16 protein-coding genes are annotated in these 18,926 nt (G+C 69.2%); 8 read left to right on the forward strand and 8 right to left on the reverse strand.

Annotated elements, in window-relative coordinates:
- Window positions 1-10: 10 nt before the first annotated feature.
- Window positions 11-2,329: a serine/threonine-protein kinase gene (locus EBN03_RS00740; RefSeq protein WP_122185899.1), complete on the reverse strand. Its 2,319-nt coding sequence runs from the start codon at window positions 2,327-2,329 to the stop codon at window positions 11-13.
- Window positions 2,330-2,440: 111 nt separating this feature from the next.
- Window positions 2,441-3,850 carry a hypothetical protein gene (locus EBN03_RS00745; RefSeq protein ID WP_158675500.1) on the reverse strand — a complete coding sequence of 470 codons (1,410 nt, stop codon included), beginning with the start codon at window positions 3,848-3,850 and terminating at the stop codon, window positions 2,441-2,443.
- Window positions 3,851-4,303: 453 nt separating this feature from the next.
- Here EBN03_RS00745 and EBN03_RS00750 point away from each other — a divergent pair, with 453 nt between their 5' ends.
- The 3 genes from EBN03_RS00750 to EBN03_RS00760 all read left to right on the forward strand — a co-directional run bounded on the left by EBN03_RS00750 (window position 4,304) and on the right by EBN03_RS00760 (window position 7,024).
- Complete coding sequence (locus tag EBN03_RS00750) at window positions 4,304-4,591, forward strand: hypothetical protein (protein ID WP_122185901.1); 288 nt, start codon at window positions 4,304-4,306, stop codon at window positions 4,589-4,591.
- 291 nt (window positions 4,592-4,882) lie between these two features.
- Complete coding sequence (locus tag EBN03_RS00755; protein WP_122185902.1) at window positions 4,883-6,034, forward strand: class I SAM-dependent methyltransferase; 1,152 nt, start codon at window positions 4,883-4,885, stop codon at window positions 6,032-6,034.
- A gap of 129 nt (window positions 6,035-6,163) precedes the next feature.
- Window positions 6,164-7,024 (forward strand): Bax inhibitor-1/YccA family protein, encoded by an 861-nt coding sequence (locus EBN03_RS00760; protein WP_122185903.1) that lies wholly within the window; start codon window positions 6,164-6,166, stop codon window positions 7,022-7,024.
- 114 nt (window positions 7,025-7,138) lie between these two features.
- Here EBN03_RS00760 and EBN03_RS00765 read toward each other — a convergent pair whose 3' ends face one another.
- Window positions 7,139-8,362, reverse strand: a complete 1,224-nt coding sequence (locus EBN03_RS00765; protein WP_122185904.1) for an acetyl-CoA C-acetyltransferase — start codon at window positions 8,360-8,362, stop codon at window positions 7,139-7,141.
- Window positions 8,363-8,482: 120 nt separating this feature from the next.
- On the reverse strand, window positions 8,483-8,989 hold the full coding sequence (locus EBN03_RS00770) for a hypothetical protein (protein WP_233608015.1): 507 nt from the start codon (window positions 8,987-8,989) through the stop codon (window positions 8,483-8,485).
- 144 nt (window positions 8,990-9,133) lie between these two features.
- Between EBN03_RS00770 and EBN03_RS00775 the strand changes: the two genes are divergently transcribed.
- Together EBN03_RS00775 and EBN03_RS00780 are read left to right on the forward strand one after the other, a co-directional pair.
- Window positions 9,134-10,537: a cystathionine beta-synthase gene (locus EBN03_RS00775; RefSeq protein WP_122185905.1), complete on the forward strand. Its 1,404-nt coding sequence runs from the start codon at window positions 9,134-9,136 to the stop codon at window positions 10,535-10,537.
- A gap of 644 nt (window positions 10,538-11,181) precedes the next feature.
- Window positions 11,182-11,913: a transglycosylase SLT domain-containing protein gene (locus EBN03_RS00780; protein WP_122185906.1), complete on the forward strand. Its 732-nt coding sequence runs from the start codon at window positions 11,182-11,184 to the stop codon at window positions 11,911-11,913.
- A 75-nt stretch (window positions 11,914-11,988) separates the two neighbouring features.
- Here EBN03_RS00780 and EBN03_RS00785 read toward each other — a convergent pair whose 3' ends face one another.
- Window positions 11,989-12,333 carry a DUF6401 family natural product biosynthesis protein gene (locus EBN03_RS00785; RefSeq protein WP_122185907.1) on the reverse strand — a complete coding sequence of 115 codons (345 nt, stop codon included), beginning with the start codon at window positions 12,331-12,333 and terminating at the stop codon, window positions 11,989-11,991.
- A 60-nt stretch (window positions 12,334-12,393) separates the two neighbouring features.
- Window positions 12,394-13,557 (reverse strand): acyl-CoA dehydrogenase family protein, encoded by a 1,164-nt coding sequence (locus EBN03_RS00790; RefSeq protein ID WP_122185908.1) that lies wholly within the window; start codon window positions 13,555-13,557, stop codon window positions 12,394-12,396.
- Between the two features lie 113 nt (window positions 13,558-13,670).
- Here EBN03_RS00790 and EBN03_RS00795 point away from each other — a divergent pair, with 113 nt between their 5' ends.
- Window positions 13,671-14,819, forward strand: coding sequence for a cystathionine gamma-synthase (locus EBN03_RS00795; protein WP_122185909.1), 1,149 nt, complete (start codon window positions 13,671-13,673; stop codon window positions 14,817-14,819).
- A 198-nt stretch (window positions 14,820-15,017) separates the two neighbouring features.
- Here EBN03_RS00795 and greA read toward each other — a convergent pair whose 3' ends face one another.
- Window positions 15,018-15,512 carry a transcription elongation factor GreA gene (greA, locus tag EBN03_RS00800; protein WP_122185910.1) on the reverse strand — a complete coding sequence of 165 codons (495 nt, stop codon included), beginning with the start codon at window positions 15,510-15,512 and terminating at the stop codon, window positions 15,018-15,020.
- Window positions 15,513-15,970: 458 nt separating this feature from the next.
- On the opposite strand from greA, the gene mca reads away from it, so the two are divergent.
- Both mca and EBN03_RS00810 read left to right on the forward strand, forming a co-directional pair.
- The gene (gene mca / locus EBN03_RS00805; protein ID WP_122185911.1) at window positions 15,971-16,867 is read left to right on the forward strand and encodes a mycothiol conjugate amidase Mca; all 897 of its coding nucleotides are present in this window, start codon (window positions 15,971-15,973) and stop codon (window positions 16,865-16,867) included.
- On the forward strand, window positions 16,867-17,121 hold the full coding sequence (locus EBN03_RS00810) for a hypothetical protein (RefSeq protein ID WP_122186677.1): 255 nt from the start codon (window positions 16,867-16,869) through the stop codon (window positions 17,119-17,121). The genes mca and EBN03_RS00810 overlap by 1 nt, the downstream gene beginning before the upstream one ends.
- Window positions 17,122-17,181: 60 nt before the next feature.
- Here the strand turns inward: EBN03_RS00810 and EBN03_RS00815 are convergent, their stop codons facing one another.
- The gene (locus tag EBN03_RS00815; protein WP_122185912.1) at window positions 17,182-18,789 is read right to left on the reverse strand and encodes a vWA domain-containing protein; all 1,608 of its coding nucleotides are present in this window, start codon (window positions 18,787-18,789) and stop codon (window positions 17,182-17,184) included.
- Window positions 18,790-18,926: the final 137 nt, after the last annotated feature.

Below are 18,926 nucleotides of genomic sequence, written 5' to 3' on the forward strand. Positions count from 1 at the left end.
ACGACCCGGATCACACCCAGCTCATCGGACGGACCGCATTGGCGCGGTTCACCAGATCGCGCCGGCTGACCCGGTTGGTGGCCAGCCGGGCCAGCTCGCGGTACTGGGCTTCCAGGGCGGTGCGCAGCGCCCGTTCGGTGAGCGCGCAGTTGAGGATCCGGGTTCCGGCGTCGGCGGGGGAGCTGGTGCCGACCAGCGATCGGGCGGCGTCGAGTACCTGAATGCTGAAGCGCGCCTGCCGTTCCGGATCCAGGTCCAGTGCGTCGAGGGTCTGCCCGGCCTCCACCAGATAGCGCTCGGACGCGGCCCGGACCCGGATCCGGACCGCCGCCAGCCGGGCCGGCAGGTACTGTCCGGCGGACTCGGGCACCGACTCCACCGCGGCGATCGCCCGATCGAAGTCGCCGGCCGTCACCAGGCAGCGCGCCAAACCGAAAGCGGCACTGGGCCATCCGTGGTCGGTGCGCCACACCAGGTCGTAGAGCCGGGCGGCGGCCGCGGGGTCGCCGGCGCATTCGGCCGTGGCGGCCAGCGCCAGCTTGGGCGCGGCCTCGCCGGGCAGTGCGGTGTAGATCTCCTCGAACCGGTCGCGCGCCGTGGCGGGGTCGCCCGCGGCCAGCGCGGTCAGGCCGCGGTACCAGCCGATCCGCCAGTCGCCGTCCTCGCTCTCCTCCAGTTGGTCGAGATCGGCTGTGGCCGTGCCCAGATCGCCCGCCTGCAGGTAGGCGCGTACCAGCGCGAGCCGGACCTCGTAGGTCTGGATCGGCGCGGCCGACAGCGCCGCGATCTGCCGGGCGGCGTCCCCGCCGACCGCGCCGGCCAGCCAGCCGGCCGCGGCGTCGGCCACATCGACCATCGGAACCGGGAGTGCGGCCGCGACGGCGGCCGGGCGCAGCGGCTGCGGCCATTCGGCCGGATCGGCGCCGAACACCGCGCGCTCGGGCGTGAACCGCACCGACATGGCCGGACGCGGCTTACCGTCCTGGGCCGCGACCACCTCACGCAGGACGCCGGTGCCCTGCTCGACCATCTCCGCCGCCGAGCCGAAGCGTTCGTCGGGGTCGGCGGCGGTGGCGCGCAACAGGAAGCGGTGCAGTGACGGATGCTGCGCCAGGACCGGCACGTCGGCAGGGGAGGGCAGGTCGAACCGGTGCGCCCGCCGGTAGTCGAAGTTGAAGATCAGCACCGCGAGCGTGCGCCCGATCGTGTACAGGTCGGATTCGACCGAGGCGCCGCGGGTTTCGAGCTCCGGCGCGCAGTAGCCGTCGGTCTTGTAGCCGACACTGTCGTCGTCGTCCATCCGGCGCACCGCGCCCAGGTCGATGAGCTTGAGCTGCTCCTCGAACTGGATCACGTTGTCGGGCTTGAAATCGCAGTACAGCAGGCCGCTGGCGTGCAGGTGGGACATGGCCGGGAGGATCTCCAGCATGTACGCCAGACCCGTTGCGGGCGAGAGCGGTTCGAGCGTGCCGTCGGGTGCGCGCCGGGAGCGCAGTTCCTTGAGCGAGGCGCCGCCGACGTACTCCATCACGATGTAGCCGACGATCGCGCCGGTGTGCGGGTCCGGGTGCTCGACGAAGTTGTAGATCCGCACGATGTTCGGGTGCTCGACGCTGGCCAGGAAGCGCCGCTCGGCGGCCGCGGCGGCCATGGCGTCCGCGTCCCCGCTGTCGAGCAGGCCCTTGAGCACCACCCAGCGGTCGCTGACGTTGCGGTCGCGGGCCAGATACACCCAGCCGAGGCCGCCGTGGGCCAGGCAGCCCAGCACCTCGTACTGGCCGGCGACCAGATCACCAGGGTGCAGCTTGGGGCTGAACGAGTACGCGGTGCCGCAGTGCGCGCAGAAACCCTCGGTCCGTCCGGGCAGCCCGTCGTGGCCGCGCCCGACCTGCTTCCCGCAGCGGCTGCAGAACCGATCCCGTTCCGGCACTTGAGGATCCACCATGATCGCGGTGGCCGGATCCCGGCGCTCGACCCGGGGGATCTCCACCAGGCCGGCCCCCAGCCCACCGCGGGTGGACCGCGCGGTGCGCGAGGAACGGGTCCGGTTGCTGGTGCGGCGGCTGCCCCCGGCCGAGGTGCCGGTGAAGGTGCCGGAATACGAGTTGCCCGTAGACCTTCCGGTAACGGACGCCGCGATCGGCGTCGACACCGGCGCGAGGCCGCAGACCGTGCAGTACCCGTCCTCGACGGTGCCGGTGCACCCGGGCTGGCCGCACCGCGCGGCCGGTTCCGGTGCCAGCCCGCAGATTCCGCAGTAGCCGTCCTCGACGGTGCCGCCGCAACCCGGCTGCTCGCACGGTGTCGTTCCCGCCGCACTGCGTGTCATTCCCCGCCCCGCTCCTCGAATCGGTGGGACCCACCCACCTGTGTCATGCTGCCACTTCGGTCCGTCAAAATTCCGTCAATATTCCCGCCGGGCAGGGGAACTCGCCGTCCGTCAGCGGAACTCCGCCAGCCGGGGGCGAATTCCGAGCAGGACCAGCACCGCGACCGCCGCCAGGGCGCCGTAGGGCAGGGCGAAGGTCCAGCCCGCCAGCGCGTCCGCACCTGCCGCCGTGGCCCGTTCGAAGTGCAGGCGCTCGTTCAACAGGACCAGCGACAGCTTGGAATCGAAGTCCTGGAAGTCGCCGTCCGGGTGCAGCGAATCGGTATCGGTCTTGAACGCGACGGCGTCCCGCAGGTCGGTGGTGTGCCGCAGGACCTGGTCGTCGCGCTGGTAGGAGCGGAAGGTGTTGAGCGCCAGATTCAAGGTGAACGCCTCGTCGGGGAAGGCTGCGCCGCGCAGCCGGTCGGCGAGCAGGCCGGTGAACCCGATCGCGCCGGTGCGCCGATGGGCGTCCAGGGCGGTGTTCAACGCCGGGCTGTACGCGGGCCCCGACCGTGCCCCGACATCCGCCAGCTGCTGGGACTTGGTCAAGAAGGCCTGTTCGTAGGGTCCGCCTCGGTCGAGATTCAGCAGGTACCGGCTTTCGTCGGCATTGGCGTCGTAGCCGACCGCCCGGGCTCGCTGCACGTCCAGCATCGAGGTGAAGGCCTGCCGCTGGGCGAGGGTCAGCTGGTGTGCGGCCGAGGTCGCGGCGGCGAAGCCGGTGCCGGTCACCGCCACCAGGAGCAGCGTCGCGACCACCAGGGCCGGGTTGACCAGGCGGCGGGTCCGGACCACCAGCAGGATCTGCAGCGCGATCAGCGCCGCGAGGGCCAGGCCACCGAAGACGATGAGCCACACCCGCATCCAGGTCGCCGCGGATTCGGTGCGGTCGTAGGCACGGTCGACGACGCCGACGTTGGCGGTGGTGAGACCGTGTGCGTCGGTGAGGATTCCGGTCAGCATGCCCGAGGCCTGGTTGTACCGGTCGAGTACCGCGCCGGACGGGCGCCCGGCCGGATTGTGCTCGATATCGTTGAGCTGCATGACGTTCGAGGCCAGCGCCTCGTACTTCGTGATGCGGTCGAGCAGGTCGCGGATGGCGTACTGCTCGTCGTCGGTGGCTACCGACATGGCCTGCAGCAGATCGGAATCGGCCTGATTGCGGCGCCAGCCGTACATCTTCTGGGCGTCGGTCTTGGCCTGGGCCAGCTCCGGGTCGGATCCGGCCAGCAGGGTGTCGGCGACCCGCGCGTCCATATCGGCCAGGGCGAAGGACAGGTCCTCGGTGGCCGCGGTCTGCGGTGCGGTGTGGTGTCCGAGCTGCTCGATCCCGGCCCGGACGGTGCTCGCCCGGGTGGCGCCGGTGACGGCGGCGGCGAGCGCGGCCAGCACCGCGACCAGGGCCAACAGCCGGATCCAGGCGGGCAGATCGTCACGATCCGGCATCACTCGGCGCAACACGCCCCGCCCCCGCGACATGCGGGTAGGCCCAATTGTGATGTCGCGCTCCGTCGTCGCGTTTCCGGTCCGCCGGCCCGACGCGCTCGCTGTGACGGAAGTTTCCAATGTGGTTGGTGATGCTGTAGTGACTCGAGGCGCGGATGTGCCCTCGCCGGGTTCCGGCTGTCGAGTTGTGCTGGCGGCCACGGCATTTCCTCCCCCGTGTGGCGGTTCTTCCCGACAGTATCTGCGATGCTGTCAGGTTCGCCCGCAACCATCCACATCGGATTGATCGAACGTTCAGTGACGCGCGGGTGATGCCGGGGTGAACCGGCTGCGGTGTGTCCGGCTGCAGCGAACCCCGGGCATAGGGTTCAATGTTTTCGATCGTCGAGTTCTGTCTGCATGCGTACGGCCGTTCCGCGCCAGCGGGCGGCGGATAGTTCCATCCTGGCAACACATCCAGCATTCGAGAGGACTTCGAACGTGAGCATGTTTCTGGCCGCGCACGACATGTACGGCACGGTGCTGGCGCAGTTCGGCAACCCGACTCCGGAGACCCCGCCGGCCGCCGACAAGCTGATGAAGCTGACCCGCTACTTCACCTGGTTCAGCATGCTGTCCGGCGTGAGTGCCATTACCTACGGTGGTGGCCGGTTCGCATGGGAGAAGTGGAACGGCGGCGGCCTGGAATCACCGAAGATGGTCGCCGGCGCCATGATCGGCGGCGTCACCGCCACGAGTGCGGGCACCATCATGAACGCCGTCCTGGGTAGCTGACCAGGCACTGACCACTGCGAAGGGTTCCCGGCCCGCGGCGTGCGGCGGGCCGGGAACCTTTCTGCGTGCCGGGGTCGGCTCGGTACGACCATGCCGTGCACGGTCCGGCCGAACCCGCGCCACAGGTCGGTGACCCGTACCACGGGTGTTGCGCAGCGAATTGTTCCGGCGGTCCCCAGCTGCGCGGTTGACCGATCAGCTAATGCGCAGCATCGCGAGATAATTGCGCCCAGTGGCCGGTATCAGGGGGTGAAGTTTTCACCTCAGGCAACGATCTAGCACACTGAAAGGGTGACAGAGGTCGACGAGGTACTGAGCCGACTGCGGCGATATCCCGATGTGGAGGCGGTGAATCTCTACGCCGTCGACGCCGCCGACCGGCTGCTGCTGGAGGTCGCCGCACCGGAGCTGGCGGCCGCCGGCCCGGGACAGGTCGCGATCATCGACGACGGGTACGGCGCGCTGACCCTCGGCGCCGCCGCCGCGCACGACCTGCGCGGCCTGCGCGTCCATCAGGACCTGCTGACCGGGGAACTCGCTCTCGCCAACAACGCTCGCGCCGTGGGCTTCTCGGACCGCTACACCGCGCACCCGCTCGACCGCACCCTGCTCGAGGGCGCGACGGTGGTGTTGCTGCGCCTGCCGCGCGCGCTGTCCGGACTGGCCGAGATCGCCGACGCCATAGCGCGATACGCGGATCCCACGGTGAAGGTGTTCGCCGGCGCGCGCGACAAGTACCTGACCCCGGCCATGAACGACGTACTGGCCGAATCCTTTTCGAGCGTGCATGCCAGCCGGGGGCGGCAGAAGTCCCGGGTCCTGCAGGCCGCCGGGCCGAAACCGCTGGGCGCGCCGCCGTTTCCGGTGCACGCCAGCCTCGACGAGATCTCGCTCGACGTGGTCGCGCACGGCGCCGCGTTCTCCGGCCCCCGGCTCGACATCGGCACCCGCTTCCTGCTCGACCACCTGCGGCGGATGAAGCCCGACGCCCGCGACGCCGTCGATCTCGGTTGCGGCACCGGCATTCTCGCGGTCGCCCTGGCTAAATCGCGCCCGGCCGTCTCGGTGGTGGGCACCGACCAGTCCGCGGCGGCGGTGGCCTCGGCCCGCGCGACCGCCGCGGCCAACGGGGTCGCCGGTCAGGTCACCGTGGTTCGCGACGACGCCATGTCGGCCATCGCCGACCACAGCGCGGATCTGGTGCTGTGCAACCCGCCCTTCCACGTCGGCGCCGCGGTCCACACCGGTTCCGCCATCAAGATGTTCGCCGAGACCGGCCGGGTACTGCGGCCCGGTGGCGAACTGTGGACCGTGTACAACTCGCACCTCAACTACCGCGGCGTCATGGAACGCATGGTCGGCCGCACCGAAGTGATCGCGCGCAACCCGAAGTTCACGGTGACGCGTTCGGTGCGCGGCCTTCGGGACGCGCGCCCGGTGTAGCGTCGGGCGCAATGTCCGTTTCGACCGGGTTCGGGAACCTCCGGCCGGTCATGGACGTTGAAGAGACAGAAGGCCACGCTGTCCCATCGGCGGCGTGGATACCGCGACTCTCGGAAAGGTACGGGAACGGTGCGCACCTCGAGCAACCCGATCTTCAAGAACCTGCCACCTCAGCAGGGCGGCTACGCCGGGTTCGGCGCGGCACCCGCCGGTTACGCGCCGCAGGGGGCCGGATACGCACCGCAGGGGTACGGCCAGCCGTACCAGACGGCGCCGGCCACCCGCCCGATGACGATCGACGACGTCGTCACCCGCACCGGCATCACGCTGGGGGTCGTGACGGTCGCCGCGATCTTTTCCTACGTGGTGACATCCTCGAACCACGCGCTGTCGGGCCTGTTCGCGCTCGGTGGCCTGGTCGCGTTCGGGATGACCTTCGCCACCATGTTCGCGCCCCGGCTGCAGGAGAAGGCGGCATACGTCCTGACCTTCGCCGCGTTCGAGGGCCTGTTCCTGGGTGCGATCTCGTTCCTGTTCGCCAACGTCCGCTTCGGCGGTAGCCACGGCACCGGCGGGGTCGGCGGCGCCGGCATGATCGCCCAAGCCGTCCTCGGCACCTTCGGCGTCTTCTTCGGCATGCTCGTGGTGTACAAGACCGGAGCCGTACGGGTCACGCCGCGGTTCACCCGGATCATTATCGGCGCCCTGATCGGTGTGGTCGTGTTGGTGATCGGTAACGGCATCGCCATGCTGTTCAGCGACGACGGTCTCGGCCTGCGTTCCGGCGGCCCGCTGTCGATCGTGTTCAGCCTGGTCGTGATCGGTATCGCCGCGTTCAGCTTCCTGCTCGACTTCGACGCCGCCGACCAGATGATCCGGGCCGGCGTGCCGGACAAGGCGGCCTGGCGGGTGGCGATGGGTCTCACCATCACCCTGGTCTGGCTGTACCTGGAGATCCTGCGGCTGCTGAGCTACCTGCAGAACGACTGACGCGTAACGTCAACGCGCACAGCGTAATCGCGCACAACCAAAGCTACGGCCCCGATCGCTCGAGCGATCGGGGCCGTAGTTCATGTGTGGATCAGCCGGCGTCGATCAGGCCGCTCAGCTGAGCCGCTCGACGATCATCGCCATACCCTGGCCGCCACCGACACACATGGTCTCGATGCCGTACTGCTTGTCGTAGGTCGACAGGTTGTTCAGCAGGGTCGCGGTGATCCGGGCACCGGTCATGCCGAACGGGTGGCCCAGCGCGATCGCGCCACCGGACACGTTCAGCTTGTCCAGGTCCATGCCCAGTTCGCGGGCCGAGCCGAGCACCTGCACGGCGAACGCCTCGTTGATCTCGTACAGGTCGATGTCGGAGATCGTCATCTTGGCCTGCTTCAGGACCTTGCGGACGGCCTCGATCGGGCCCAGGCCCATGATCTCCGGCGACAGGCCGGACACGCTGGTGGCGACGATGCGCGCCAGCGGGGTCAGGCCCAGCTCCTTGGCCTTGGTGTCGCTCATGATCACCATGGCGGCGGCGCCGTCGTTCAGCGGGCAGGCGTTACCGGCGGTGACGGTGCCGTCCGGACGGAAGACCGGCTTGAGCTGCGAGATCTTCTCGTAGGTGGTGCCGGCGCGCGGGCCGTCGTCGGTGGTCACGACGGTGCCGTCGGGCAGCGTGACCGGGGTGATCTCCCGCTCGAAGAAACCGGCCTTGATGGCCTCCTCGGCGCGGTTCTGCGAGCGAACGCCCCAGTGGTCCTGCTCTTCCCGGGTGATGCCGGTGATCTGGGCGACGTTCTCGGCGGTCTGGCCCATGGCGATGTAGATGTCGGGCAGCTTGCCCGACTCGCGCGGGTCGGTCCACACCGGCGAACCGGCGTTGGCGCGCTCGGCGGTGTTGGCCATCGCCTCGGCGAAGATCTCGTTCTTGGTGTCGGGCCAGCTGTCCGCGCTGCCCTTGGCGTAGCGGGACACGGTCTCCACACCGGCGGAGATGAACACGTCACCCTCGCCGGCCTTGATGGCGTGGAAGGCCATCCGGGTGGTCTGCAGCGACGACGCGCAGTAGCGCTGGACGGTGGTGCCCGGCAGCGTGTCGAAGCCCAGCTCGGTGGCCACGACCTTGGCCATGCCGAAGCCGCCCTCGCCGGCGGGGGAGCCGGTGCCCAGGATCAGATCGTCGATGTCGGTAGCCGGGTTCAGCTGCGGCACCTTGGCCAGCGCCGCACGCACCATCTGGGTGGTCAGGTCGTCCGGACGCATGCTGACCAGCGAACCCTTGGCGGCACGGCCGATGGGCGAACGGGCGATGGACACGATCACGGCTTCGGGCACGGTGACTCCTTCGTCTCAGGTAGTACTCGTTCCGTACGTTAACTCCACCGAGGTGACGTGTGGAACACCCGGGTGTCCGAAGTGGGCGATTCGACACTCGCCCAGCGGCCGTTGTCGCGGTCAGGGCACGTCGAACGCGCCGTGCTGCGGAATACTCAGCGGATTTGCGGTACTGACCGTAACTTCTACGTGGCCGGAGCCGGTTTCCTGGAATTCGGAGTACTGGATGCTGCCGTAGATACCCGACACCACGTTGACCGCGTAGCGCCCGGCGGCGCCGGTGGTGGTGTTGTGCCAGTCGACGTTGGTCCACACCTCGCACAGGGGGGCCATCGAATACGTGCCCGGGCCCACGCCCGTGATCGGCGCGGCCTGGATGTTGAACACCGCGCGGCCCGGACTGTCGGTGTCGGCCCAGGTGCGAATGCTGCCGCCGCAGAGCCCGCCGTAGAACATCGACGGCGTCTGCGGGAATTCCACGGCCCCGGCGGCCCCGGCGGTGGCCGCGGCGGCGGCCGACAGGGACAGCAGGGCGACCGCGCGTAGCGACAGCCGGGAGAATCCGTGCGGAGACAGCGAAAAGGACGAAGGCCTCGAGGCACACGAAATATCCGGCGTCCGGTTCATGCCCGCGATGATAGGTGGCGCCGGCGGTCCGGGCGCGGAGGCGACCGGCGCGGGTCGCGGATGGGCCACCCGCGGGTTTGTGCGCGCGGCAGGGCGATAGTCTCGGGCTTGGCCCGCAACATACCCCGGAGAGGCGGACGAGCCATGCGCATCGCAAATCACGTCGTCGACCTGATCGGCAACACGCCGCTCGTCCGGCTCAACTCGGTGGTCGGCCCCGGCGCCGGTCTGGTCGCCGCCAAGGTCGAATACCTCAATCCCGGTGGCAGTTCGAAGGACCGCATCGCGGTCAAGATGATCGACGCCGCCGAGGAGGCCGGTCTGCTGCAGCCGGGCGGCACCATCGTCGAACCGACCTCCGGCAATACCGGTGTCGGGCTGGCACTGGTCGCGCAGCAGCGCGGTTATCACTGTGTCTTCGTGTGCCCGGACAAGGTCAGCGAGGACAAGCGAAATGTGCTGCGCGCCTACGGCGCCGAGGTCGTGGTGTGCCCGACCGCGGTCGCGCCCGAGCATCCGGACAGCTACTACAGCGTCTCCGACCGTCTGGTTCGCGAGATCCCGGGCGCCTGGAAGCCAGACCAGTACTCCAACCCGGGCGGCCCGGACAGCCACTACGAGACCACCGGTCCCGAGATCTGGCGCGACACCGACGGGCAGATCACGCACTTCGTAGCCGGCGTGGGCACCGGCGGCACGATCACCGGCACCGGCCGCTACCTCAAGGAGGTCTCCGGCGGCCGGGTGCAGATCGTGGGCGCCGACCCCGAGGGTTCGGTGTACTCCGGCGGCACCGGCCGCCCGTATCTGGTCGAGGGTGTCGGCGAGGACTTCTGGCCTTCGGCCTACGACCCGACGATTCCCGACGAGATCATCGCGGTCTCCGACGCCGACTCCTTCGAGATGACCCGCCGCCTGGCCCGCGAGGAGGGGCTGCTGGTCGGCGGTTCGTGCGGTCTGGCGGTCGTGGCCGCGATCCGGGTCGCGCAGCGTGACCCCAGCGCGGTGGTGGTGGTGCTGCTGCCCGACGGTGGGCGCGGCTACCTGTCGAAGATCTTCAACGACCAGTGGATGAGCTCGTACGGCTTCCTGCGCACCCGGCTGGACGGCAGCACCTCGGAGCCGACGGTCGGTGACGTGCTGCGCGGCAAGTCCGGGCTGTTGCCGGATCTGGTCCACACCCATCCGCAGGAGACCCTGCGCGACGCGATCGAGATCCTGCGCGAGTACGGCGTCTCCCAGATGCCGGTGGTGGGCGCCGAGCCGCCGGTGATGGCCGGTGAGGTGGCCGGCAGTGTCACCGAGCGGGATCTGCTGTCGGCGGTGTTCGAGGGCCGCGCCGAGCTGACCGACCCGGTGTCGAAGCATATGAGCCCGTCGTTCCCGTTGATCGGTGCGGGGGAGAGCGTCTCGGCGACCACGAAGGCGCTGGAGTCGACCGATGCGCTGATGGTGGTCGAGGACGGTAAGCCGATCGGGGTGATCACCCGGCACGATCTGCTGGGCTTCCTGTCGGTCTCCGGTTCCGTGTTGACGCCGCACCGTTAGCAAGCTGTCACCTTCGACCGGCCCGCCCCGCACGGGGTGGGCCGGTCGCTTTTCGCGGGCGTTTGTGACCTCGGGTTGGGGGTACCAGGGGTTCCGTAGCAGGTCACGGCGTAGTCCCGTCGGTGCGAAAAACCGGAAATCCGGTCGTTTTCGATCATGCTCTACAAAAATCGAGTGTGATGTCGATCACATTAAGATAACGAAAAGATCACCCGGTCGCGCCCATCTGTTACTTCCATCCGGTTGAAATTCAGGGCCCTGACCATGATCGATTCCACGATCCGGTCACACGGAGTTAATAAGCTGCAATCACTCTGTGAAGAAGTCGCAAAAGCGACATCAGGTCGGAATCTACGAGGAGTTGTCGAAGCTAATGCGGAAACCAGCCCGGAATGCCCCGCCGCGAGGCGCAGCAGGCTCCGGTACGTGCTCCGCGAGGCCGTGAACGCTTGCAGCGTCGCCGCCGGGCCTCCGGGCCGCTGAGCGCGTCGAGCTCCGGGGACTCTTCGATCCCCGTCTCCACTCACATCTGAGAAATCTCGAATCCAGCGTCCTCGGTGATCGTGCAACCGCACGCCCACCTGGCTCAACGCTGCCTGCGACGGCCCGAACGGGCCGAAAAGACAAGGAAAGCACGAAAAGAAATGTCCGGTAAGCACCGCAAACCCACCACCCACCGCGTCCGCAACACCACCCTGGCCGCCTCGGCCTTCGCCGCTCTCGCCACCGTCGGCATGGTCGGCAGCCAGAGCGCCGCGGCCACGCAGACCAGCGGTCACACCGGAGCGATCGCACTGGCCGCGGACAAGTCGGCCGTCGCCCAGGATGTCGCCGTTCCCGGCGCCCCGGTGATCCCGGGCCTGCCGCAGGTCCCGCCGGTCATCCAGAACATGCTGGTTCCGGCCGCTGCACCGGTGTCCCCGGCCGCCCCGGCACCGGCAGCCCGCGCTGCGGCCGACGTCGCGGACCCGGTTCCCGCTCCGATGCAGCTGATCGGGTCCGGCTCGGCCGGTGCTCCGGCGCAGGCCGCGCCGGCTCCCGCGGCCACCTCCTACGGCGACAACCTGGAGGGCTGGATCAACCAGGCGCTCGACATCATGCACCAGCACGGCATCCCCGGCAGCTACGACGGCATCTACCGCAACGTGATGCGGGAGTCCTCCGGCAACCCGCGGGCGATCAACCTCTACGACGTCAACGCGCAGAACGGAATTCCGTCCAAGGGTCTGCTGCAGGTCATCGACCCGACGTTCAACGCATATCACGTCGACGGCACCTCGTGGGACATCTACGACCCGGTCGCCAACATCACCGCGGCCTGCAACTACGCGGCCGCGCGCTACGGCTCGATGGACAACGTCAACTCGGCGTACTGATCGCGTTCGGGCGCAGGGATGCAGGGTGGCCGCGGAATCCGCGGCCGCCCTTCCTGTTTCGGCACCAGAGTGGGCTCAGAGCCCGGCGGCGACCTGGCAGACGCCCGCCAGCCGCAGTTGCAGCCACCCGGCGCGCGCCCAGTCCGCGCGGGACTGCGGGCTGATCAGCCCAGGCCGGCCGGCCTCGTCAAGCAGGCCGCGCGCGTAGCCGGCGAGGATCGCCAGCGGCGGGGTGGTGGCGGCCTGCGCGGCCGCGGCTTCGACGATGTCGCGGACGGCGGCCGAATGCTGATCGAGTTCCGCCGACAGGGAGGGGAACTCGCGCGAGGCCAGATAGGCGGGGACTCCGTGTGACCGGTCGAGGCGATTCAGGGTCTTGCGGGCCGAGACTTCGAGCAGAGCGTGGTTGAGCTGAAACACATCTCGATTCTATCAATTCTTCCGAATGGAAAAGTTTGTGAACTATTGCCCAACCGGGTCCTACCGGAACGCCTTCTCCCCGGTCAGCGCCTGCCCGAGAACCAGCTGATGGACCTCCGCGGTGCCCTCGTAGGTGAGCACCGACTCCAGATTGTTGGCATGCCGCAGCACCGGATAGTCGAGGGTGATCCCGTTGGCGCCCAGAATCGTGCGGCACTGCCGGGCGATCGAGATCGCCACCCGGGAACTGTTGAGCTTCCCGGCGCTGACCTGCTCGTTGCGGATCTCGCCGCGGTCCTTCACCCGGCCCAGCTGTAGCGCCAGCAGCTGCGCGGTCCCCAGCTCGACCGCCATATCGGCCAGCTTGGCCTGCGTGAGCTGATAGGCCGCCAGCGGCTTCTCGAACACCTCACGGGTCCGCGCGTACTCGATCGCCGTCGTCAGGCAGTCCCGTGCCGCACCCAGCGCGCCGAAGATGATCCCGAACCGGGCCTCGCTCAGGCAGCTCAGCGGCGCCGCCAGGCCGCGGGCCTCGGGCAGCATCGCGTCGGCGGGCAGTCGCACCCCGTCGAAGGAGAGCTGTGCGGTGACCGAGGCGCGCAACGACAGCTTGCGCTGCATCTCACTGGCGGTGAAGCCCGGTGTACCGGCCGGGACCAGGAAGCCGCGGATTCCGTCCTCGGCCCGCGCCCACACCACGGTCACATCCGACACCGAGCCGTTGGTGATCCACATCTTGGAGCCGTCGAGCACCCAGTCGGAGCCGGAACGCACCGCCCGGGTCCGCATCCCGCCGGGATCCGAGCCGAAGTCGGGTTCGGTCAGGCCGAAACTGCCGATCGTGGTTCCGGCCGCCATCCCCGGCAGCCACTGCTGCTTCTGTTCCTCCGACCCGAACGCGTGGATCGCGGTCATGGCCAACGATCCCTGCACCGACACCAGGCTGCGGATCCCGGAATCGACCGCCTCCAGTTCCTGGCAGACCAGGCCGTATTCGACGGCCGAGGAGCCCGGGCAGCCGTATCCGTGCAGGTGCATCCCGAGCAGTCCCATCCGCCCCAGCTCGGGCGCGAGCTCGCGGACCGGGAACGTGCCCTGCTCGAACCAGTCCGCGACATGCGGCCGCAGCACCTTGGCGGCGAAGTCGGCGACGGTGTCACGGACCTGCCGTTCCGTCGGCTCGAGCAGGGAATCCAGGGCGAACAGTTCGGCAACGGTGACCATGGGGAAAACCCTAACTGTGCCCCGCTGAGACATGAAGCGGCGATGCGGGGCTGCGTGGTCACGCTGCGCTACCGCCTTCGGCCCCTGACGCATCGCCGCCTAGTCTGAGACCCATGACCGACGATGTGCTGGGGTTCTCCACACGAGCGATCCATGCCGGCTACGAGCCCGACCCGCAGACCGGCGCGGTGAACGTCCCGATCTACGCCAGTTCGACCTTCGCCCAGGACGGGGTCGGCGTAATGCGTGGCGGGTACGAGTACGCGCGGACCGGCAACCCGACCCGGACGGCGCTGGAAGCCAATCTGGCCGCGCTCGAATCCGGCCGGTACGGGCGCGCCTTCTCCTCGGGCATGGCGGCCACCGACTGTACGTTGCGGTCCGTGCTGCGGCCCGGCGACCACCTGGTGATCCCGAACGACGCCTACGGTGGGACGTTCCGGCTGATCGACAAGGTCTTCCGGCTGTGGGGGATCGAGTACTCGGTCGCGCCGGTCTCCGACCCCGACGCGGTGCGGAATGCCTTGCGGCCCAACACGAAACTGGTCTGGACCGAGACACCCACCAACCCGCTGCTGAATGTGGGCGATATCGCGGCGCTGGCCGACATCGCGCACGGCGCGGGCGCGAAACTGGTGGTGGACAACACCTTCGCCTCGCCCTACCTGCAGCAGCCGCTGAGCCTCGGCGCCGACATCGTGCTGCACTCCACCACGAAATACCTCGGTGGACACTCGGATGTGGTGGGCGGCGCCCTGATCACCGACGACCAGGAACTCGACACCGCGTTCGCGTTCCTGCAGAACGGCGCGGGTGCGGTCCCGGGCCCGATGGACGCGTACCTGACCATGCGCGGCATCAAAACCCTTGCGGTGCGCATGGATCGGCACTGCGACAACGCCGAGACGATCGCGGCGTTCCTCGCCGACCACCCCGCGGTCGCGAAGGTGCTCTACCCGGGCATGTCCGACCACCCGGGTTACGCGGTGGCGCAGAAGCAGATGCGCCGCTTCGGCGGCATGATCTCGGTGCGGCTGCGCGGCGGCGCCGATGCGGCCCAGGCGTTCTGCTCGAAGACGAAGATCTTCACCCTGGCCGAATCCCTCGGCGGTGTGGAGTCGCTCATCGAGCACCCGGCGGCCATGACGCACGCCTCGACCGCGGGCTCGGAGCTCGAGGTCCCGGCGGACCTGGTGCGCCTGTCGGTCGGCATCGAGGACGTCACCGACCTGCTCGCCGACATCGAAGCCGCGCTGGGCTGACAACGGTTCGACAACGAGAGCAGCTCCGGCCGAGTAGGCCGGAGCTGCTTCGTATTTCAAGGCGACAACTGATTTCGTGCGGGCCGGGTGACTCCCCGGGTACGCCCGAAATCGCCGTCCGGCAGTACCGCCGCCGAGCGTGCCGGAATTTCGACGGCTCCCGAGCCGCGCCGAAAAACTCGGAGAGGCGGGGGAGCGCTAGCTGTGGTACGGCTCCGCGCTGACGAGCGTGACCTTCATGTTGTTGCCGTTGGGCAGCGAGTACTCGCGGGTTTCGCCGACCTTGGCGTCCAGCAGCGCGCCACCCAGCGGGGAGGCCGGCGAGTAGGTCTCCAGGTCGGAGTCGCGCAGGCCCTCTTCGCGGGTGCCGATCAGGAAGGTCTCGGTGTCGGTCTCGTCGCCGTCGTAATAGACCTTGACGACCGAGCCGGGTAGCGCGATACCCGACACGGTGGGCGCGACGCCGACCTTGGCGTTGTTCAGTAGTTCCTGGAGCTGTCGGATGCGGGCCTCCTGCTGGCCCTGCTCCTCACGGGCGGCGTGATATCCGCCGTTCTCCTTGAGGTCACCCTCTTCGCGGCGTTCGTTGATCTCGGCCGCGATGACCGGACGGTTGGCGATGAGCGCGTCGAGTTCGCCCTTGAGCCTGGCATGCGACTCAGGTGTGAGCCAGGTCACGTTCGTCTCGGTCATCTCGATCAACTCCCTAGTAGTTGGTCCCGGCGTGCCGGGATTCCCTGATATCCGGCGCGGTATACCGCGCCGGATGGACGCACAAGGCATCCGACGGCCGGAGCGACTCCTGGAGGGTTGTGCGTCGCACCCCGTCAGGCTCGGTCCGGGACGGTGGTCTCGGATGCCCGGATAGGCGACCGCGCTGGCCGTCAATGCAGCAAACACGGCTCCGAGGTTCCGGAACCGTGTACCGACTTATTTTAGCACGAATCACATAAGGGCAGGTCGGACCGGCCATTGCGGACATAACCGCCGGGTCGCGGCGGGGATCCGAGCGTGTCGCGGCCCCTGGCGCCAGGGGGTACCAGGGAACAAAGCGGGATGGAATGGAACTATAGGGGAGGGGAGGAATCCCCCGACCTGCCGATGGCCGAGAGCGACGAGGTGACCAAGGTGACCAACGAGGTGAGGCATTCATGACCGGACTCCGGCTCATGGCCGTTCACGCCCACCCGGACGACGAATCGAGCAAGGGCGCCGCCACCGCCGCGAAGTACGTCGCGGAGGGTAACGAGGTCCTGGTCGTCACCCTCACCGGTGGTGAGCGCGGATCGATCCTGAATCCGGCGATGGACGTCCCCGGCATCCTCGACCGGATCGAAGAGGTCCGCCGCGAGGAGATGGCCGCCGCCGCCAAGGCGCTCGGGGTCCAGCAGCGTTGGCTCGGCTTCGTGGATTCGGGTCTGCCCGAAGGCGATCCGCTGCCCCCGCTCCCGGAGGGCTGCTTCGCGCTGGTCCCGCTGGAGGAGTCGACCGAGGCGCTGGTCCGAGTCGTGCGCGAGTTCCGTCCGCACGTGATGACCACCTACGACGAGATGGGCGGCTACCCGCACCCCGACCACATCAGGTGCCACGAGGTGTCGGTGGCGGCGTTCGAGGCGGCCGGCGACCCGGAGCGCTTCCCCGACGCGGGCGAGCCGTGGACGCCGTCCAAGCTGTACTACAACCACGGGTTCAGCGCCGCGCGCCTGGAGTTGTTCGCCGACGAGTACGCCCGGATGGGCGAGCCGTTCCCGATGCAGGATTGGCTCGACCGCATCCGCACCTACGCCAAGGAACGCGGCGACATCATGGGCCGGGTCACCACCCAGGTCGAGTGCGGCAAGTACTTCCCGCAGCGGGACGACGCGTTGCGCGCCCACGCCACCCAGATCGACCCGAACGGCATCTTCTTCGCGATCCCGCTGGAGATGCAGCAGCGGTTGTGGCCCACCGAAGAGTTCGAACTGGCCCGCACCCGGGTGCGGACCGCGATCCCGGAGACCGACCTCTTCGCCGGGATCGACGACACAGACGAGGACCCCGACCGATGATGCTCTCCCTGCTCGCCCAGGCCGGCACCGATCCGACCGGCCCGGAATTCGGCAAGGCCTCGCCGGTCGGCCTGGTGATCGTGATCGTGCTGTTGATCGGCACGGTGCTGCTGGTGCGTTCGATGAACAAACACCTCAAGGGCCTGCCGGCCTCGTTCTCCCCGGAGCACCCCGAGCCGGACCAGGAGGCCGACGAGGGCACCGAGCACGGTGTCGCCACCCGCACGGACACCGAGCACCCGACCGGCGCCTGACAGCCGAGGACGCCCGAACGCCCGGCCACTCCGCAGCAGTGGCCGGGCGTTCGGCTGTCGTCAGAACGGCCAGTCGGCGCGTGAACCCGCCTCGAGCAGCGGGATCATGGTGAATGCCGCGTCGGTGAGCCCACCGAAGGTGTGCCGGCGCGCCACGCCGCTGGTGGCGTGGCCGCGCCGATAGCCGGCCAGGTTCCACGTGTACAGCGGCACCCGGGCGGGCACGGCCCCGCCGACATCGCCGCCGTGCGCCTGCTCGTCGGTGAGGATCACGACCCGGTCGTGGCCGGCGAGGTGCGTGTGCACCGCACCCGCGGTGTCGGTCCCGGCGCCGATGAAGAACCCACCGGACTTCCACCGCTCCACCGCGCGCAGCAGGGGCTCGGACCGCCGCAGGTCGAACACCAGGCTGGACGGGTACCGCCGGCCCTGCCAGTGCCCGGCCGCGGAGAACGAGACCACGGTCGCGTCCGCGCAGCGGGCACCGAGCGCCAGCCCGAACACCGCCGCCGCATCCCAGCGCCGCAGCGTGCCGTCCTTGCTGAACACCGCGTCCATCGACCCCGAGGTGTCGACCAGGATCAGCGTGCGGCCCGGCAGCGCGGGAACGTTCGTCAGCGCGTGCTGCAGCGCCTGTTCCAGGGCGTGACCCCAGCGCAGCGACGACACCGCCCGGTACGCCGACAGGAACCGCATCGGCAGCTGCCGCGACCGGGCGATCCACGCCGGGGAGCTCAGCTTCGCGGCGACCGTCGCGGCCACCTCGTCGCGCACGCCGGCCTCGTCGAAGTTGCGCAGGTTGCGGAGCAGGGCCATGGCACCCATGGACGGGATCAGCGCCTCCCATACCCGCGCGTCCAGCGGGCCCTGCAGCCAGCCGGCCACCGACTCCCAGGTCATGGCCGCGGTACGCAGGGTGTCGCGGGCCCGCTCGGGGTCGTCGAAGAGGGCGCGCCGCTGTGCGACCGGCACCGCGAGCAGTGCGGCCCGGGCGCGCAGCGTGGCCAGTTCGGCGGGAATCTCGTTGTCCCGCTGGTGCCGTCGATCCAGGGCGTGGGTGAACAGCGCGCCCTGCCACGGCCGGTCGGCGGTGGGTGCGGGGTGCGTCAGGTCCAGGACGTCGCCGAATCGCACAGCGTGCGCGGCGGAGTCCCACTTGACCAGCGCGTGCTCGTCGTAGAGGCGGCCCACCGCGTCGGCGATGCCGCGCTTCACCGGCTTCGGCACCGCGCGACCGTGGGTGGCGAGCCAGTAGGCGAGCAGCTCACCGGGCTCGTCGGCGCGCTGCAGCACGGAGGAGACGACCTGGCGCGACATTCCGGACTCGCCGGCGTCGAGCCGCGCCCACGCGAATTCGGCGGCGCCCACGAGCGCCGCGGTCCGCAGGTTGGCGGTGGTGCGCAGCCAGCGCAGGAAGCGCGCGGTCCACTCCGGGTCGGTGCGGGTCGCGGTGTGGACGAGGGCGGCGTAGCGCTGGTCGCGGTCGCCGCCGGACTCGTAGAAGGTGTGCTCGCCGACCAGGTTGGTGACGGCCAGCAGGAACAATTCGCTCTGTGGCGTGCGCTCGTAGCCGGGCGCACCCTCGTGGGTGCGCCCGGACGGTCGCCGGCCGGAGACCACCGCGGAGGTGGCGGCGGTACGCACGCGTGCGGAATTGAACTTGCTCATGACCTTTCCCCCGTATCGAGAATTGTTGCCCCCAAACCATTTCGGCATGCGGTCGTGGAAATCATCGCGGGCGCGCGAGGGGTCGCGCCCGCGATGAAGCGGAGGCACCCGAGATCGAAGCGGCGACGGTACGGTGC

Origin of the sequence: Nocardia stercoris, from assembly GCF_003696265.1 — a bacterium.
Lineage (GTDB): Bacteria > Actinomycetota > Actinomycetes > Mycobacteriales > Mycobacteriaceae > Nocardia > Nocardia stercoris.

Bases quoted from the DNA above. Each gene is read 5' to 3' on its own strand.
- mca (WP_122185911.1), top strand. From the start codon at position 15,971: ATGACCGGACTCCGGCTCATGGCCGTTCACGCCCACCCGGACGACGAA.
- EBN03_RS00780 (WP_122185906.1), top strand. From the start codon at position 11,182: ATGTCCGGTAAGCACCGCAAACCCACCACCCACCGCGTCCGCAACACC.
- EBN03_RS00745 (WP_158675500.1), bottom strand. From the start codon at position 3,850: ATGTCGCGGGGGCGGGGCGTGTTGCGCCGAGTGATGCCGGATCGTGAC.
- greA (WP_122185910.1), bottom strand. From the start codon at position 15,512: ATGACCGAGACGAACGTGACCTGGCTCACACCTGAGTCGCATGCCAGG.
- EBN03_RS00795 (WP_122185909.1), top strand. From the start codon at position 13,671: ATGACCGACGATGTGCTGGGGTTCTCCACACGAGCGATCCATGCCGGC.
- EBN03_RS00740 (WP_122185899.1), bottom strand. From the start codon at position 2,329: ATGACACGCAGTGCGGCGGGAACGACACCGTGCGAGCAGCCGGGTTGC.
- EBN03_RS00815 (WP_122185912.1), bottom strand. From the start codon at position 18,789: ATGAGCAAGTTCAATTCCGCACGCGTGCGTACCGCCGCCACCTCCGCG.
- EBN03_RS00810 (WP_122186677.1), top strand. From the start codon at position 16,867: ATGCTCTCCCTGCTCGCCCAGGCCGGCACCGATCCGACCGGCCCGGAA.
- EBN03_RS00770 (WP_233608015.1), bottom strand. From the start codon at position 8,989: ATGAACCGGACGCCGGATATTTCGTGTGCCTCGAGGCCTTCGTCCTTT.
- EBN03_RS00790 (WP_122185908.1), bottom strand. From the start codon at position 13,557: ATGGTCACCGTTGCCGAACTGTTCGCCCTGGATTCCCTGCTCGAGCCG.
- EBN03_RS00775 (WP_122185905.1), top strand. From the start codon at position 9,134: ATGCGCATCGCAAATCACGTCGTCGACCTGATCGGCAACACGCCGCTC.
- EBN03_RS00750 (WP_122185901.1), top strand. From the start codon at position 4,304: ATGTTTCTGGCCGCGCACGACATGTACGGCACGGTGCTGGCGCAGTTC.